A 16,890-nucleotide genomic window follows, 5' to 3' on the forward strand; every position below is an offset into this window, starting at 1 on the left:
GCAGCAAAAAGACCGCCTCACGATGAACGTAAGGGCGGTCTCAACATTTTCTACTAAAAGCTAGCCTGCCTTCTTAGCTGACAGCGTATCGATCGGTACGACACTCGGCGAAGGGCGATCATCTGCCTTCTCTTCCGTGACAGGAGCGGACAACTGATGATCCGACACCAGTTCATTCAGGTTCAGAATCAGTTGCTCCAGCTCGCCGAAGCTGTCCACCATCTTCTGAGTCAGGTTACGCTGCTCCTCCATACTGGCAAGAATCTCTTCTGTAGCTGCACTGGATTGCTGAGTCACACTTGAAATCTCGGAAACCTCATTCACGACTTTGGTGGAGGATTCCTTCATCGTGGCCGAACTGCTCTCAATGTCCGTGGCCTGATTCAGCACTTCCTGGGAATTGCTATTAATTGTACGGAAAACAACTTCTGCCGTCTGCACGCTATCTCTTCCTTCCTGAAGAGCAAGGCGGATGCGTTCGAAGCGATCCGTCAGAGCCTGCGTTTGTCCTTTTAACCGGGTCAAAATAGTGCCAATCTCACTTGCCGACTGACCAGAGTGCTCTGCCAGCTTGCGAACTTCCTCCGATACCACGGCAAATCCGCGTCCATGTTCGCCTGCACGAGCGGCTTCGATCGCGGCATTGAGTGCAAGCAAGTTGGTCTGGTTCGCAATATCCGAGATACTGTTCAACATCAGGGACATCGCTTCACTTTCCTCATTGAACTTTCTCATATCGGATGCTGTGGTATCAATCGTCTCATAGAGTTCCTGCATCTGCACATTCAGATGGTCCATCCGTGCACTTCCCGTTTCCGTGCTGGATGCCATACTGGCAGACAGTTCTTTCATTTGAGACGAATAGGAAGCAACATCACGGATATGATGATCCGACAGGGACAGGGATTCCGAAATTTCCGCTACGCTGGTCGCCTGGAACTCCACACCTTTGGCCACTTCACTGAATCCAAGCGTCACTTCATGCGTGATGGACCCGGTCGCGTCCACCTTTTGTTTCAGTTGATCCGTATACAGAGACAGGCCTTCCACCGAAGCTTTGACACGTTCCATCATGGTCTCAACTCTTTGTTTGGATTGCTCTACTTCCTGCCAGCGAACTTCGCTGTCCAGGAAAAGCCTTTGATTCAAATGGGAGACTAACATCAGGATTGCTCCAGTAAGAGCGAACAGTCCAACGTTAACAATGTTCTCTATAAGTTCATCAGCATGAGCTGTGTTGATAACAAATAGCTGGAGCACACTGTGGGCGAGCAAAACAAAAAAACCAATCATAAAAAACTTCTTGTTCGGAATGAGCAGCAAAACAGCGGTTATTACCAGACTCATCGTAAGGTTAACCGTACCCCAACCGACATAGACCCCACATAAGGTAATCAAAATGGTAAACAGCCAAGGAATTAAATGAATATGTTTTCTTTTCACATTAGCGTATGTAACCCAAGCTGCAAACAAAATGGCAATCCCATTGGAAACAAGCAGCTTAGGGAGCATGAAGCTCAGACTCACACCAATCGCAAGAATAACCCACAAAATGATACTGATTAGCTTGTTCCTTTTCCAAATAATCTCATCATACCGATTCATCCGTTCCCCGTCCTTTATCTAGGTAAATGTGGTGTTGTAGGGCAACTCTGTACTACATTCCATTGGTCTATGGTCCTGCTTATACGCAATCCGCAAATCCCCCGCGCTGTAGCATAGTACAAATTAACTTCATAAACATGAAATGAGCGCTACATTATGTATATCGGTAAACTAAATGTAAATTTTATATGCATCTGCAAAATAAAATGCTTCTTTATCCATTGAGAGATCAGACAAAAAGCCCGCCTTGAACGCTACGCGTACAGGCAGGCCAATCCAGTTTGATTCAGCTCAATATATGATGTTGGCAGACCATCCTATTTGATTTTCAACTTAATCATCTCGCGCTCTGCTTCCTGAAGATCATTGTACACTTTGCCTGGTGCACGCAGCTTTAATACTAACGATTGTGGATCATCCAGCAGGTTGCTGCTGAACGAGTAGATCATGCCGTCTTCGGTGCCCGCTCCTCCTACCGAGGATAATTCTATCTGCTTACCATCCTTGGTAGTTGAAACGATTTTAACCGGATTCACCGCATCGGAGATCTTAAGCTTGGTTTGGTAATCAATCTCTTTCTCAGGTTCGTAGATGAATCTGGCACGAGTCACAAGTGGTGATATCTCTACCTCAGATAACATCACCTCATATCCACCAACTGTGAATACCTTATTCAGTTCCAAGACTTCCGTCTGTGGAACCGAGAATTTGGGATCCAGATCAAGAGTCATTTTTAGACGATCCGAGTAATGCATTTCAGAAACTTTCGTCCCGATTTGGGGATCATCCAACTTACCCGGGTCAACAGAGGCGATCTGAAAATCCAGCAATAGTTTCTCCGGAAGTGGGTTGGCTCGGTCGATGTCTATCGTTTCACGCCCATGAAGCGTGTGCATGCCTTTACCCAATTGCGTTCCTCCGACATTGCCATTATCCAACTTACGATGGGTTACACCATCCGTAATTCGAGCACTGTTAACATTATAGATCTCTTGAGAATCATCTGTTTTCGCTGTATATAACACGGTGATCCGATTCTCATCTGCCATAATTGCATCAATGTTCAATTGATAAACCCCCGTTCTAACGCTACGGTTTACAAACTGAACATAACCGTTATTTATTGCGGATTCCATTGACTCTCTATCGATATCCGTCTCAGCTAATTTACGAAAAGGCTCCAGCACTCCCCAATCCTGAATGGGTTCAACAGCTGTTGTCTGGGGGATCATAATCCCTCGGTATGGCCCGAGTAGGAGGCACGCTGCAGTAATTGCTGTTATGAGCACAGCAGTAATCCATTTTATTGGGATACCGCTTGTCGTTCGCCTCGCTCTTGCTTTTGCAAGCCCTCGCTGGATAGCAAACGCCGTATCTGCCGGGTTCAGCTGCTGTTTCTCCAGTTTGACCTGATAGGCGTCTGCGAGTAGTACCTTTTCCTCCGGACTAGTTCTCATGCCAATCCCCCCTGTTCTTCATCAGTTTGCGTAAGTGCTCCAATCCCTTGTGCTGCCAGGTTTTGATGGTGCCTTCGGGTTTACCGAGGATCGAGGCAATTTCGCTTAGGGTCATGTCGTTATAATATTTCAGCAATAATACATGGCGGTATTTTGGTTTTATCTTTTGCAGCAATGACCACATGGCGATTCGGTTATCCTCCAGGCTTGCACTAGTGAAATCTGCTACCACTTCCTCCAAACCGTCATTAGACAGCGGTGTGGTCCGCTTGCGGCGTCTCTGTTCATCAATACAGACATAGATCAGAATTCGAATGATCCAGGATTTGAACGCTTTTTCATTTTTCAAACTCCGACGCTTCGTCCAAGCCCGGCATGTCATCTCCTGTACAGCTTCCAGTGCATCATGACGATTGCGGAGATAGCTGTAGGCAATGGAGATCAGTGTATCCTGATGCTCCATGATGGACTGGACAAACACCGTCTCATCTTCGGTTTGCACGAATATCATCTTCTTCATCTCGGCTTTGGTCTCCACCCCGGTTCCCTCCTTCTCTCTCTTTCTGTGGTATAAGACGGGCAACTGCACCAAACGGTTTTTATTATTTGCCCACATGCCAAATGAGCCGGATTGTAAAATAGATTAAAACTGGCCCGTTAAGGCTCAGGGCTGCTGTCTGGAGCTCTTTTGAGTTAAACGATAAAAAGAATGACCCCTGTTTAAGGCAGAGATCATTCATTAATCCGTACTGTTCTTTATTAAAATGTGCTTTATCGATCCTCGTACGTTTTCTATAAACTCTATTTATTTATGTAATGTGGAATGGGCGATTTCCACTCACGTTAAAGGGTTATTACTGATCTGCATGAGTTACAACGGGATCTCTAGAAAGCTTATTTATTCTCAATGAGTATTATTGTGGAATCCAGGATTTCTCTAGCAATAAATTCACTTGGTGCTCATTAATGACAACGGTGTAGTTATTGCTCCATTCCAACTGGACTTGATCTGCTTTTCGCTCCGAATACACTACTTTTCGAAACCAAAGCGGTCCCTGTAATTCCCCTACAATACCGAATGTCCCCATTGCACCCGCATCTGTTTTATATAATTTCAGTGTATAGTGCTGATCTGGCGAATGTGTCGTCGTAAGTAATACTTTTGCTCCGGAGAACATCGCAGTAAATGATGCAACGACAAGTAGTAGGACAATGAGGACTGAAGAGAGAATCACCGAGATCCAGCTTCTCAGCTTCGCAAAGTTGTTCGATCGATCTTGAATACCAAATAAGGCTAGAGCAAGAACAAATATAGAAGTAACGAGCAGCACATAGACAGGCGGAGCGATCAACCATTGATTATGCATATTGGCATATAATGAGTAAAACGTAATGAAATATAAAATGAGCACGAGCAGCAATGCAATCCTGTTCATTTTTTTCACCATCAAGAATCCCCTACTCTTCATTCAGTTCATGGATGGAACGATCCAGCCATAACTCATACCAATCCAGAAAATGCAGACGTTCCGTATTGCCGAAATAATGATCCGGATAGATGCCGCCGCGATTTGCCCGATCATCGGTCCAGATCTCCCCGCTGCATGGTCCATTCAAGACCAGATTCATGGAAATGCCGCAGCCAAAATCACTGATGCGCAGCAAGCCAGCCGACCGTTTAGGATTCAGATAATCATGGTCTAGTGCCTCCCACTCCTCTTCTTCCTTGCTGTCATCATACCAGTCAACTTCCCAGTTCCAAGCTTCTACATAGGGAAATGGATCCGAGATAGCATTCAGCTCATTGTCATATCCAATGAAGGCATACACCCCATCTTCCGGCTTCTCCAGTCCGTAATATGGACCAGCTCCTCCCGACCCGATATGCAGCAAAAAAGCCCCATATTCCTCTGGCAAAGTAATCATCCATTTCTGTTCGAACCCTGTGATCTCTTCCGGTGTCCATACCCGCTCCATCACATACTCATGATTTTCTGCCCCAAACAAGCTCATTTCCGCATCCAAGCTGCGAAGATCCTGCAACTTCTCGCTTATGCGTTCCAGCTGCTGCTTATACACGACTGCTGTCCCCCTCACCCTCTATCCCATTCGTTCTACGACATATCCACGTTGATGCAGCTCATTCAGTGCTGCTTCTACATCACGTTCAGGACATAGCTTCTTGATTATACTGGCCGTTACTGGTTTTCCTTCATATACCTCAGCGATCGCAGACAGCGGCAGTTCATGTGACTCGTAATACCCCTCTGCCCAATCAGCGAACGCCTCCGGTGTTTCCTCAATATAACCCAGCAAAAAATCGGCACCGCCTGTGGCATCGTCTTCGCTTTCTTCGATGAACGCCTGCTGAATCCAGCTTCCAGTCTTCCACTCCGGGTCGTTTCCTTCCTGCCAAATACAAAAGGTAACATCTTCGGGTTCCATTCTCTCTTCCTGGTCCGCCAAGATTGCTCGCAATGCCTTCGGCACTTCATCATACATGCCCGGATAGACTTCCCCATCGTCACGAGCATGGGGACTTAAGGGAGATTCATGATCAAACCCCTTGATTAAGGTACCCGATGGGGTAAACAGCACATGCAGGTGATCTCCTGCCCCGTTGTCAATACTCCCCCAAGCTACACCAGGCTGCAGCTCTGCTTCATAGCGATGTACACGAAGCCATGCTTCCTCGGACAGAATGATATCCAGTGCAGCAAGTATCCGCATCTGTTGGTGCAGTTTATCTGAATCCGTGATCGTTGTGAAATTCCAATTCGGCATGTGGATTCCTCCCGCTTCAGCTTTCTTCATTTCTTGAGTTCGAGTTATATGAGTCCTGTCTACCCTTATAAAAACACTTCAAATCCGGATCAAACTATCCAGATCGTTGTGTCCTTGAGCACCTGGTTGAATCGTCAGTGAGATCTGATTGCCTTCTCTTGAGACGATGCAAGCCACATTTCCCGGCTGCAGCGATAGGATCATTCCATCGCATGACTCATCCGGCTCGAGTTCTCCCCCGCTGACATCTTCAGCTGCACCCAGAAATACGCTGCCGGTTGGAACTTGCAGATAGAATACCTGCGCACCATCCGTTTCTTGCACTGCCCTCGTTGAATTCGAGATGTCCACACGCCATAACACTTCGTACAATCCATCGGCGCCGAGATTGAAAAAGAGGCAATTGCCCCCATTCACCTCAGCCAGTTCATCTTCCGGAATGGACCACCAGTCGGAAGGTTCTTCTACACGATGTTTTAACGAAGCCAGATCGAACAGGCACATGGTTGCCGTTCCCGTCACGAATTGAAATGTCCCACGCATTCTTATCTTCCTCTCTGATTGTCATGATTTATTGCATTAGCCACTCCAAGCGATGCAGCAGATCACTGTCCAGTTCCTGCCCGCATAACGACAGCAGCTTATGCAGACGTTCCCGTTCTGCCGTGGACAATCTCCCGCCGTAGCTGCGGTTCGGGTATCTGGCCCAGTTATACAACTGGCGATGAATGGCTTGTTTCACCCATTCGTGTCTTGCCGCTGGAAGCTGCTGCAGCAGCAGTCCAACCTGATTCCACTTGCTCATGGAAGAAATAATGCGCAGCACATTGCGAACGACATGAGGCAGGGCATCAGGGTCCAACAACAGACCAGCCATTTCATCAGGCTGTATAAGATAGGGATGCTGCATAAGCGCGCGGCAGGCCTCCCGGGAAATGCCAGGTTGCTCGCTTGTTAGTGAATGTACAAAATGCATTCCGTATGAAGAAGCGTCCAGCCGCATTAATCCGCGGATAACTGCCTTTCGTACGGCAATCGATGGATGCTTCGCATATTCATACACCACTTCTGCGTCTGCCTTGTCCCCCGTCTCTCCCAGTCCTGAAATTGCTGCAGCGAGATGATGATGATCATCGCCCCAGATGACATCCAGATACCACTCCGCATAGCTCACATTCATCCATCGTTTGGCATACCTCCGTGCTGTATCCCGCACTGACAGGTTTGAATCCAGAAGCCGATCCATTATAAGGGCCTTCGCATCATCAGGATACCTCGTGGCAAGTACAGCCAGACCTTCTCGGCGGATTGAAGGAACACTGTCCAGCTGCATGCCAAGTAGGGCTTCTCTCAGCTTTTGACCAGACAACATACGATCTACCCGCTGTGCTGCCCATCGCCGGATGGCAGGGTTCTCATCCCGTAATGCCTGCTCCATAATCATGCTAGTATCCGTTCCCTCTGCTTCGAGTGAAATCCGAAAAGCGAACTGACGGATGCTGGGTTCAGGGGATACCCGTGCGTTATGAAGGACAAACCTGCATTCCTTCTGACGCAGCAGGTGATGTACGGATCCGATAAAAGGCTCGAATTGATCCCGTCCGCAGATCCGAAGTCGCTCCACAAGCAGGATATTTTCCATCCACAGCCTGGCATGCTCGGGCTTCAGTTTAAGTTCCAGTGCAGCTCTCGCCAACTGACGAATTTCGGACACCCAGTCATTCAACCGAAGCAGCAAATAAGGAAAGCTGTAGGACTCATCCTCCCGAATCATTCTTCTAACCGCAGCCTCTCTGATATAGCCGCTCCAGTGCATCGTCAGCATGGACAAACGGATTGTACTGGCCTGATCTATCTTAAGTACCTCACGTTCCACGACCCGCTTCCAAATGACGGGTGAAGGACGCCATTCCCTCACATGTTCGTTCAGCCACACCAGCTCGAATACTGGACACGCTTCTATTAAACGGGCTACTGCCTGCTCCGCAGCCTGACGGATAACAAGACTGTCGTCATCCATCAGTCGAAGCAGACTTGGGATCAAGATATACTCTCCGGATTGACCAAGATGACGGAGCTGCTCGTCGGTTTCCTGAACCGTTCCCGTCCCGAGCTGATCCAATCTAAGCCGTAGTTCTGAAGTTAATTGCCGCATTTCATCCGCTCCTTCCCATCTGATTCAGGTGAGGAATCAGAACCATATCCAACCATTATATCAAGCCAAGCAACAGGGTTAAAGGAACTCAGGGGCTATATCTGTGTATGCTATACTTGTGAGAAAAATGCAATGAGGGTAGGACTGTAATATGGACGGATGGGAAAGCGGCGTCATTCGGGTTCACGATAGCCTGAAACTGTACTCTGGACTTACGGAGGAGGAATTGAAGGCAAGTTCGTTTTATCGGGAGAACAGCACGGAGGTTCAGAAGCTCACTACGGGATATACGTGGTACAAATTCAAATCAGATGCCTCTGCAGATGGTAAGGCATTTTACCTCGCCTTGTGTTTCCATCAGTCTAGGCTGGTTCAGGCCAGTTTGGCACTGGACGGCGAAGAATTCCCCTCTTCATGGGATGACTGGACCGAGGCAGGTGAGACGAAGCGCAAGCTGGCCCATGATGAGTGGCTTCGTGAGCAGATTGCCGCTGCACCGCAAATTAATCGCTCCAAACCCTATCCCTACATGGAATACAGGCTTCCCTGGGGCTCGATATATTCCAGCTATGATCCACGGTCTGCGAGTGCGAGCATAGGGATCACTTTTACCTGATATGGTGTTGGATCCCCTTCAATGCAAACAGGGCCGTATCTCTTCATTTTTGGGTACAAATTGACGATATATCCATAACATGAATCTGTTGAACTTTGTGGAGGAAACTATGTCAATCAACCTTAGAAGAGAGCCTTTTCGTTATACATTGAAGGAACCCATCACGTTTGAAATTTACATTATCAGCATTAACGGAGTCTCTGCTCCGCACAAACCCATTCAGGCCGAATTGATCGATATCAGCCGATCGGGGTGCCAGCTTTCATTTCCGCTAAGCCTGCATGTGGAGTCCAATGAAATCCGGATCGGAATGAATCTGCTTCTTTTTGAAGATCCTTTAGATCTGGAAGGAACACTGCGCTGGGGCAACGAGGAGAACGAAACCTGGCACTACGGCGTACAGCTTGAAATACAAGACGGGAACCATGATCGTCTGTCCAGAGAACTGCGCATGCTTGCTGGACAGGGGAGAATTATGGTGAAGTAACGGTTTTACTTGCGGTAGAAGCACTCTCCATTTTGGACCAGTTCACACTTTTCTCCAGAATAAGCGAGACCATAACTCCGATCACGAGACCGTTGCTAATAATCGGAATAAGGTAAATCGGTAATGCCTGAAAGGCTTCAGCAGGGATGTTCATCACGGCAACACCGGTTAGCACGGGCAGCGCCACGCGGTAGATCGTCTTGGAATTAAATGCAGTACCTTCAATGGTGCGGAGAGCCGTTCCAAACATTTGCAGATAGGCTACAAACAGCACGGCACTGCCCACACTCGGTGGTATTTGCGCAAAAAAGGCCGTCACCGAAGGGGTGAGTCCCAAAATACATAACATGGCAGCCCCGATAATAAAAGCAGCACGCCGCAAAATCCGAGTACTTTCTAGAAAACCGATGGACGAAGCAAATAAACCAAATGGCAGCACACCCACACATGCGGATAGCATGCTGAACAATCCGGTTAGTACATAGGAACGTTTATATTGCTGGTCTGTCGTCTGTGTTTCATATATTTTCTCAACTGTGCTTAATGTCGTAATTGAATTCGTCATGTTGACCAATCCCACGAAGAACGCCGTTACAACAATGCCTGGCTCCCACGTCGGTACTCCCCATGGAAACAGCGTAAACAAACTCCCCCCAGAATTGCCCGATAACCCTGCATGCTGGCCTGGAAACACAAGACTGTAGGCAATCCACCCTGTCACAATGCCAATGAGGATGGAGTAGTTGCCCAGTTTACCTCTTCCCTTCAGTTGGATCAGGGCGACCAGAAAGGCAATAGCTACAGACAAAGCTGCAACCGGCAGGTTAAATGTACCGAATTCGGTATACCCTATCATGCCTTTGAAGAAATTCATGGTCAGCTGAATCGTCATGAGAAACAGCATGGCGCTCTTAACCATGGGTGTAAACAGCTTCTGCAGCAGATGGGCTGCGCCCAATCGGCCAAGAACGGCCATCGTCAGTCCTGCGAGCAGGAAGCCGGCAGCAAGTCCGCCCCCGATCCGCTCCAGACTCATGCCGGCGGAAGATGCCGAGACGGTCAGGCTGAGGGTCAATCCCCACCAGAGACCGGACGGTCCATCCATGACTGCATAGCGATGCCCAAACAAGGCCTGCAGAATACACACGGCTCCGGTCAGCAGAAAAGCGTGCTGCATGGATGCAGCGATGGCATCCGGTGACATGTGAAAATTATGACCAATGGATAATGGTACCACGACCGTGTTGGTAAACAGGAAGAAGAACCATTGAATCCCTGCCAAAACCAGAGATGATGTCTGACTTATATATTTTGTAATGAAATGCTCTTGGTGTCTGTTCATGATTTAATTCGTGTCCTTTCGCGCCTCAATATAGAGTTAGGCACCTTCATTCAGCTATTCGATAGCAACCGTTCCATTTCGGTAAAACGGTTCCGTCTGGCATGAGCTAGCGGGGTAACGCCATCCCGATCCGCGATCTCTCTATCGGCACCATATTGCAGAAGCAATGCCACGATCTGCTGATGCCGGGGTCCACCGTCTCCCAGAATGACGGCCTCCAGCAGCGCTGTCCAGCCCAGATTGTTGACATGGTTCACATCCACATCCGTACAAGTCAGCAGGAATTCCACAATGTTCACATGGCCCCTGTCTGCTGCAGGGATAAGTGCGGTTCCGCCAAAGCGATTCGTTAATCTTGTATCTGCCCCAGCCGCGATGGCCATTTCAACAATGTCCTTGAGGCCCTCAGCACTGGCATATAACAACGGATTATCCAATCGTTTATCCTGAATGTTAATATCCGCTCCGGCATCAATCAACATGCTAACGGTCTGTACCTTATTGCCATGCACTGCAGCCATTAGCGGAGTTCTCCCAAGCGCATCCCGTTCATTCAATCCGGCACCTTGTGTAATAAACCGGATCACCTCATCTGTATGTCCAGCTTCAGCAGCGGCATGTATCGTAATAATCAATGTGTTCATCCTCCAATTCGTTGTTAACCTTGTGGATCAGCGTTCCAATGGAGATCGAATCTTGCTATTTAGGTGCGTAAATCTAATGTATGGTACCATAGGAGGATAGTATATTAAAAATACATGTTTTGTTGGCTAACTATACGAAATACATATACTTGCAACGAGGGTGAAAACAAGTGGATATCAAACAATGTCGCTACTTTATTGCCATTGCCGAAGAGAAACAGATTACCGCAGCTGCCCGTAGACTGCACATGGCACAGCCTCCACTCAGCCAGCAATTAAAACTGATGGAAGAAGAGCTGGGCGTAGCACTCTTTGAACGCAAAGGACGCTTGATGGAATTAACGCAAGCAGGCCGCAGCTTCTATGATTATGCCGTCACGATGACCAAATACATGGAGGAAGCCGTTATGGAGATGCAGAGCTTCCGTTACGGAATCCGGGGCAAGCTATCCCTGGGCATGAATACCATTTCCGATAGTCTGATCCCGAAGGCACTCCAGCAGTTTCGTACAAGCCATCCTCAAGTAACCTACAAAATTCAGCAGAATGAATCCGCTCAACTATGCAGCATGCTGGATGATGGACTGATTGAGCTGGCCTGCGTACGCATGCCGGTAAAAACCAAACACTACGAAGTACTGCATCTGCCGCAGGAGCCGCTCTACTACATATCGCCGGGGCCGCTGGAGACCAAGGGGGAAAATGGCACTTACTTTGATCAGTTGGCCGAAGTTCCACTCCTGCTTCCCAGTACAGAAGGACTCGGCATGTTTGAACTGATTCTCGAGAAGTTTCGGGAACATCAGGTGAAGCCTTCGATTATGGGCGAATGCTCAGATGTGGCCATGCTGCTAGAGCTGGTCCGGCTCGGATTCGCGAATTCCATCGTGCCTGGCACTGTACTGCAGCTCCATCACGAACAATCATTCCATATCTATCGGATCCTTGATCCGAACTCCACCGTGGGTTCGGCGCTCGTCTGGCTGCACCATCGTTATCTGTCCAAGCCGGCCCAGCAATTCGTGCAGTTGGTTCGGGAGATGCTCCCATAGTACATAACGGATGAGGTGTTAATTGAAAGCAACAGCTATTCAGCTGCAATGAAACACAGGCGATTAGCGCAGCTATAAAACAAAAAAACAGCAGGGTCTCCAGTATGTTTGGAAACTCTGCTGTTTCTTATTGTTAGGCTTTGGCTGTATAGAGCAGCTCTTGTTCTTTGATTGCAGTGCGACCTGCAGATACAATCGACTCATATTGATGCATGTTTGTGACGATGACTGGTGTGATGGTTGTATAACCGGCTTTTTCGATTTCTTTACGGTCAAATTCCATCAACACATCACCCACAGCAACTTTTGCACCTGCCTGAACCTTAGGCGAGAAGAATTGGCCTTTCAGTTTCACCGTATCAATTCCGATGTGGATCAGCATCTCGGCACCGTTGTCGCTGACCAGACCAATGGCATGTCCACTCTTCGACAAGGAGAACACCGTTCCGTTAATCGGGGAAACCACACGACCTTCAGTCGGCTGAATTGCAAATCCTTTACCCATAATTTCTTCAGCGAATGCAGGGTCTGGGACTTCGCTCAGCGGTTTTACTTCCCCTGTCATCGGGCTGAATACTTCTTGATCCTGGGCTTTTTCTTCTTCAACCGCAGATACTGCGGAAGCGGAACTGTTTACATCAGCGGCAACTGGTGTAACAGGCTCAGCTGAAGCGGTAGTCGCTGCTGCTGGAACGGCTTCTGGAACATCTTCGAATCCAAGGATGTAGGTCAGAATTGCTGAAGCTACAACCGCAATGACAATTCCGATCAGAGCATATACAAATGTCGGACCGATGATCATTGGAATTCCTGAAAGACCTGCCAGGCCACCGATAACATACGCTTTAGTTTGGAAGAAGCTGATGAACGCTCCGCTAATTGCCGCACCAATCAGTGCTGCCACAAACGGTTTTTTGAATCGCATGTTGACCCCGTACATGGCCGGTTCTGTAATACCCATAAGTGCGGTAACACCAGTCGATGCAGACAAGGATTTGATTTGTTTGTTTTTGGATTTCAGAGAAACACCCAGAGCACTACCTGCTTGTGCAAAGTTAGCTACCATCATAAGCGGAATCAAGTAATCGTATCCCAATGTTGCAATGGAACCGATCATGATTGGAACGAGTGCATAGTGCATTCCTGTAATAATCAAGAGTGAGAACGCTCCACCAACAAGCAATCCTGCAAACAAACCAGCATTATTAAACAACCAGTTAATACCGTCCGTCAAGCCGTTACCAATAATAACCCCTAGTGGTCCTACGGCAATCATCATAACAGGAACAATGATAAGCAGAGTCACTGTAGGCACAACAATCAATTTAAGTGAAGCATGTGTAACTTTGTCGATCGCCTTTTCCACATAAGACGCCAGCCAGATTGCAATCAAAATCGGAATAACCGAAGATGCATAGGTTGCAGCTACAACAGGCAAACCGATGAAAGATACATTCTCACCCGGTGCTAACAAAGCCGTAATGGTTGGATGCATAACCGATGCACCAATGGCCGCACCAATATACATATTGCTTCCGAGTTTACGTGCTGTACTAATCCCGAGAATGATTGGCAGGAAGTAGAACGCACCATCACCAATAGCGGACAAGATGATGTATGTTGAACTTGTTGCATCAATCCACCCAAAGGTAAGCAGCAAGGCCACGATCCCTTTGATCATACCCGCGCCAGTGATGGCAGGAAGGATTGGAGTGAACACACCTGAAATAAAGTCAAATACGGCACTCAGCGGATTTTTCTTTTTGCCGCCTGTTGCAGCAGCAGCAGCTGGTTTTGCATCAGGAGATTTGGACATGTTTCCTACCAGCGCGTTATACACCACTGGCACATCGTTCCCGATAATGACCTGAAATTGACCACCATTCTCCATAACGCCCATTACGCCAGGTGTATTTTTAAGCGTCGCTTTGTCAGCTTTGCCATTGTCATTAAGATTAAATCTAAGTCTTGTCATACAGTGCGTGACTTGATCAATGTTTTCTTCTCCACCGACCAATTTCAGAATATCTTTGGACAATTGTTGTTTATCCATTGTGTTTTGCTCCTTTAATGTGTAATGAAGGTTAAAAAAAAACCTAAACACTGGATAATGACAAAGCGGTTTCAGCTTATCATTATTCAACGTTTAGGTTTTGCCTTTTTAGCAGTAACAATCCCAAAATTATTCAGTTGGTTGTTCATTTCTTACAACACGCTCAATGTGAATCGTAAGATACAGTATTTCTTCCTTAGACAAGACCCGATTATAGATCTTCCGCGTATAATCATTAATCTTGACTGCACAAGCAAATGCTTCAGGGTATTGCTTACTCACCAGATCATGAAGCGGATTATCTTCTTCCTTGTCTTCAATGGCTGTACCTTGCAGCACACGTTGAGCAAAAAACTTCAGATGGGTTAAGAAGCGATAATAGCTCAGCGAATCCTCATCCAGTTCAATGACAAAACTGCGCCTTACAATGTTGAGTATGTCCTTGACAATATTCGTAATACTAATGGTTTCTCTCATCTCACCGTTCATCTGGGCATTGACCAGATGCATGGCGATGAATGCGCATTCGTCTTCGGGAAGCAGTACACCCAGCGTTTCTTCAATAATCTGAAGTGCCTTTAGTCCAATGGCATATTCCTTGCGGTACATGCGCTTGATCTCCCAGAACAGTGCGTTACGGATCTGCAATCCTTGACGATGTCGATCAATGGCAAAATGAATATGATCCGTTAGTGAAATATAGATGCTCTCATGTAACTTTTCACCTAACACCGTCTCCGCATAACGAATAATTTCATCCGAGCATTCAACATATTCAACTGGAATATCGGACAGAAGCGTTTTCAGTTTCTGCGATACTTCCTTGCTTTCCAATGAGAATATTTTTTCGACAAGACTTTCGTCGATTGATTCACCAGCATGTTTTTTGAAGGCAATTCCCCGCCCCATGACGACCAGTTCGTTTCCGCCCGAATCAATCACGGTAACTACGTTGTTGTTGAGCACCTTCTCAATTTTCATTTCCTCACATCACCTTGCACCGTCAAAGTAGTAAAAGGCAAAACCAAAGCAGGTCACGAAAGATGCCCTGCTTCTGGTTTTGCCTGATTGAACAGTAACAATCCAGTTATTCATTAGCCTTAGGCCCATCTTACCATATAAATATCTATATGACAATGTTTTTGTGAAAGCGGTTAATGCGGCTAATTGTGACACGAGAAGATGCTTGTCAACTATGCCTTTTGAACCACTATTATTCGTTAATGCCTTTCAAACTTGCACCATTAGTACTAATAACTTCTTTGTACCAATGGAAGGATTTTTTCTTATACCGTTCCAATGAACCTGTTCCGTCGTTGTTGCGGTCCACATAGATAAATCCGTAACGCTTCTTCATCTCTGCAGTCGATGCACTTACAAGGTCAATACAGCCCCATGAAGTGTAGCCCATAACTTCGACACCATCTTCAAGCGCTTCACCTACCTGTACCAAGTGATCATTCAGATATTGAATGCGATAATCGTCATTTACCGTTTTATTGCCGTTCTCGTCCGTGATCAATTCATCCACGGCACCCAGCCCGTTCTCCACGATAAACAATGGTTTTTGGTATCGATCCCAGTATTTGTTCAGCGTCACACGCAGACCTTGCGGATCGATCTGCCAGCCCCATTCACTTGCTTTGAGGTAAGGATTTTGAACCCCTGCAAACAGATTTCCTTTTCCTTCAATGCGTTTTTGCGGATCGCCAGTTTCACAGATACTTACATAGTAGCTGAACGAGATGAAGTCGACCGTATGCTTCAGAATTTCCGCATCTCCGTCTTCGAATTTGATATTGATATTATTCGCTTTGAAATAACGGTTAATGTATTTTGGATAGTAACCCCGTGCGTGGATATCGGCAAAAATGTCATTGCGTTGCTCTGCATGCATCGCTGCAACCACATCATCCGGATTCGGAGTTAGCGGATACGTTGGCATACTCAGAACCATACAGCCAATTTTGGCTTCCGGCATAATTTCATGACCCAATTTAACAGCCAGTGCACTTGCCACCAGCTCATGGTGAATTGCCTGATACAGATCCTGCTTGCTCAATTGATCTTTTGGCGTATAGATCCCGCCGCTCATGAATGGCTCCTCCAAAATGGAGTTGATTTCATTAAACGTCAGCCAGTATTTTACTTTGCCCTTGAACCGGTTGAACAGAACGGTTACATAACGTTCGTAAAACTCGATCATTTTACGGTTAACCCAGCCATCATACGTTTTGGACAGATGCAGCGGCGTCTCATAGTGAGAGATCGTTACCAGGGGTTCAATCCCGTATTTGTGGCATTCATCGAATAAGTCATCGTAAAATTGCAACCCTTTTTCGTTTGGCTCCAGCTCGTCCCCTTTAGGGAAGATTCGGGACCAGGCAATGGATGTCCGGAACACTTTGAAGCCCATTTCGGCAAACAGTTTTACGTCCTCTTTGTAACGGTTGTAGAAATCGATACCGATCAATTTCAGGTTATCTTCCGTAGGTCCTTCTGTTCTTGGCGTTGTGATCCCGTGAGGCATCACATCTTGAACTGACAAGCCTTTACCATCCGTATTATAAGCTCCTTCAAGCTGGTTGGCGGCTACCGCGCCGCCCCATAGAAAATCCTTAGGAAATGGTGTTGTCATCTCAATCATCCCTCTCTTATCGTATCTATTCATTGTTTGTCAGAAGCGTTCAAGCTA

The 16,890-nt window shown here is 47.1% G+C and carries 16 protein-coding genes; 3 read left to right on the forward strand and 13 right to left on the reverse strand.

Annotation, left to right across the window (positions count from 1 at the left end):
• Positions 1-60: 60 nt before the first annotated feature.
• The 8 genes from GUA98_RS17960 to GUA98_RS17995 all read right to left on the reverse strand — a co-directional run bounded on the left by GUA98_RS17960 (position 61) and on the right by GUA98_RS17995 (position 8,001).
• Positions 61-1,605 carry a methyl-accepting chemotaxis protein gene (locus GUA98_RS17960; RefSeq protein ID WP_193723979.1) on the reverse strand — a complete coding sequence of 515 codons (1,545 nt, stop codon included), beginning with the start codon at positions 1,603-1,605 and terminating at the stop codon, positions 61-63.
• 317 nt (positions 1,606-1,922) lie between these two features.
• Positions 1,923-3,062, reverse strand: a complete 1,140-nt coding sequence (locus GUA98_RS17965) for a DUF4179 domain-containing protein (RefSeq protein ID WP_193723980.1) — start codon at positions 3,060-3,062, stop codon at positions 1,923-1,925.
• Positions 3,052-3,600, reverse strand: coding sequence for an RNA polymerase sigma factor (locus GUA98_RS17970; RefSeq protein WP_249281152.1), 549 nt, complete (start codon positions 3,598-3,600; stop codon positions 3,052-3,054). Before GUA98_RS17970 ends, GUA98_RS17965 begins: the two co-directional genes overlap by 11 nt.
• A gap of 376 nt (positions 3,601-3,976) precedes the next feature.
• Positions 3,977-4,498, reverse strand: coding sequence for a DUF5412 family protein (locus GUA98_RS17975; RefSeq protein ID WP_227779787.1), 522 nt, complete (start codon positions 4,496-4,498; stop codon positions 3,977-3,979).
• 22 nt (positions 4,499-4,520) lie between these two features.
• Positions 4,521-5,141, reverse strand: a complete 621-nt coding sequence (locus GUA98_RS17980) for an SMI1/KNR4 family protein (protein ID WP_193723982.1) — start codon at positions 5,139-5,141, stop codon at positions 4,521-4,523.
• A 21-nt stretch (positions 5,142-5,162) separates the two neighbouring features.
• Complete coding sequence (locus tag GUA98_RS17985; protein ID WP_193723983.1) at positions 5,163-5,846, reverse strand: hypothetical protein; 684 nt, start codon at positions 5,844-5,846, stop codon at positions 5,163-5,165.
• Between the two features lie 78 nt (positions 5,847-5,924).
• A complete protein-coding gene (locus GUA98_RS17990) occupies positions 5,925-6,389 on the reverse strand; it encodes a DUF6386 family protein (RefSeq protein WP_193723984.1) in 465 nt (154 codons plus the stop codon).
• Between the two features lie 28 nt (positions 6,390-6,417).
• The gene (locus GUA98_RS17995) at positions 6,418-8,001 is read right to left on the reverse strand and encodes a HEAT repeat domain-containing protein (protein ID WP_193723985.1); all 1,584 of its coding nucleotides are present in this window, start codon (positions 7,999-8,001) and stop codon (positions 6,418-6,420) included.
• A 151-nt stretch (positions 8,002-8,152) separates the two neighbouring features.
• On the opposite strand from GUA98_RS17995, the gene GUA98_RS18000 reads away from it, so the two are divergent.
• Together GUA98_RS18000 and GUA98_RS18005 are read left to right on the forward strand one after the other, a co-directional pair.
• Positions 8,153-8,617, forward strand: coding sequence for a hypothetical protein (locus GUA98_RS18000; protein WP_193723986.1), 465 nt, complete (start codon positions 8,153-8,155; stop codon positions 8,615-8,617).
• 109 nt (positions 8,618-8,726) lie between these two features.
• On the forward strand, positions 8,727-9,104 hold the full coding sequence (locus tag GUA98_RS18005; protein ID WP_153979574.1) for a PilZ domain-containing protein: 378 nt from the start codon (positions 8,727-8,729) through the stop codon (positions 9,102-9,104).
• On the opposite strand, the gene GUA98_RS18010 is transcribed toward GUA98_RS18005, so the two are convergent.
• On the reverse strand, positions 9,091-10,446 hold the full coding sequence (locus GUA98_RS18010) for a uracil/xanthine transporter (protein ID WP_193723987.1): 1,356 nt from the start codon (positions 10,444-10,446) through the stop codon (positions 9,091-9,093). The two genes, GUA98_RS18005 and GUA98_RS18010, sit on opposite strands and share 14 nt — an antisense overlap.
• Before the next feature lie 50 nt (positions 10,447-10,496).
• Positions 10,497-11,090, reverse strand: a complete 594-nt coding sequence (locus GUA98_RS18015) for an ankyrin repeat domain-containing protein (protein ID WP_193723988.1) — start codon at positions 11,088-11,090, stop codon at positions 10,497-10,499.
• A gap of 170 nt (positions 11,091-11,260) precedes the next feature.
• Here GUA98_RS18015 and GUA98_RS18020 point away from each other — a divergent pair, with 170 nt between their 5' ends.
• Positions 11,261-12,142: a LysR family transcriptional regulator gene (locus tag GUA98_RS18020; protein WP_193723989.1), complete on the forward strand. Its 882-nt coding sequence runs from the start codon at positions 11,261-11,263 to the stop codon at positions 12,140-12,142.
• A 133-nt stretch (positions 12,143-12,275) separates the two neighbouring features.
• On the opposite strand, the gene GUA98_RS18025 is transcribed toward GUA98_RS18020, so the two are convergent.
• The 3 genes from GUA98_RS18025 to GUA98_RS18035 form a co-directional block, all read right to left on the reverse strand.
• Positions 12,276-14,195: a beta-glucoside-specific PTS transporter subunit IIABC gene (locus tag GUA98_RS18025; RefSeq protein WP_193723990.1), complete on the reverse strand. Its 1,920-nt coding sequence runs from the start codon at positions 14,193-14,195 to the stop codon at positions 12,276-12,278.
• Positions 14,196-14,324: 129 nt separating this feature from the next.
• Complete coding sequence (gene licT, locus GUA98_RS18030; protein ID WP_095289679.1) at positions 14,325-15,176, reverse strand: BglG family transcription antiterminator LicT; 852 nt, start codon at positions 15,174-15,176, stop codon at positions 14,325-14,327.
• A gap of 232 nt (positions 15,177-15,408) precedes the next feature.
• Positions 15,409-16,833, reverse strand: coding sequence for a glycoside hydrolase family 1 protein (locus GUA98_RS18035; protein WP_095289678.1), 1,425 nt, complete (start codon positions 16,831-16,833; stop codon positions 15,409-15,411).
• Positions 16,834-16,890 lie beyond the last annotated feature (57 nt).

It is taken from the genome of Paenibacillus sp. P13VS (assembly GCF_015143645.1).
Taxonomy (GTDB): Bacteria; Bacillota; Bacilli; order Paenibacillales; family Paenibacillaceae; genus Paenibacillus; species Paenibacillus xylanilyticus_A.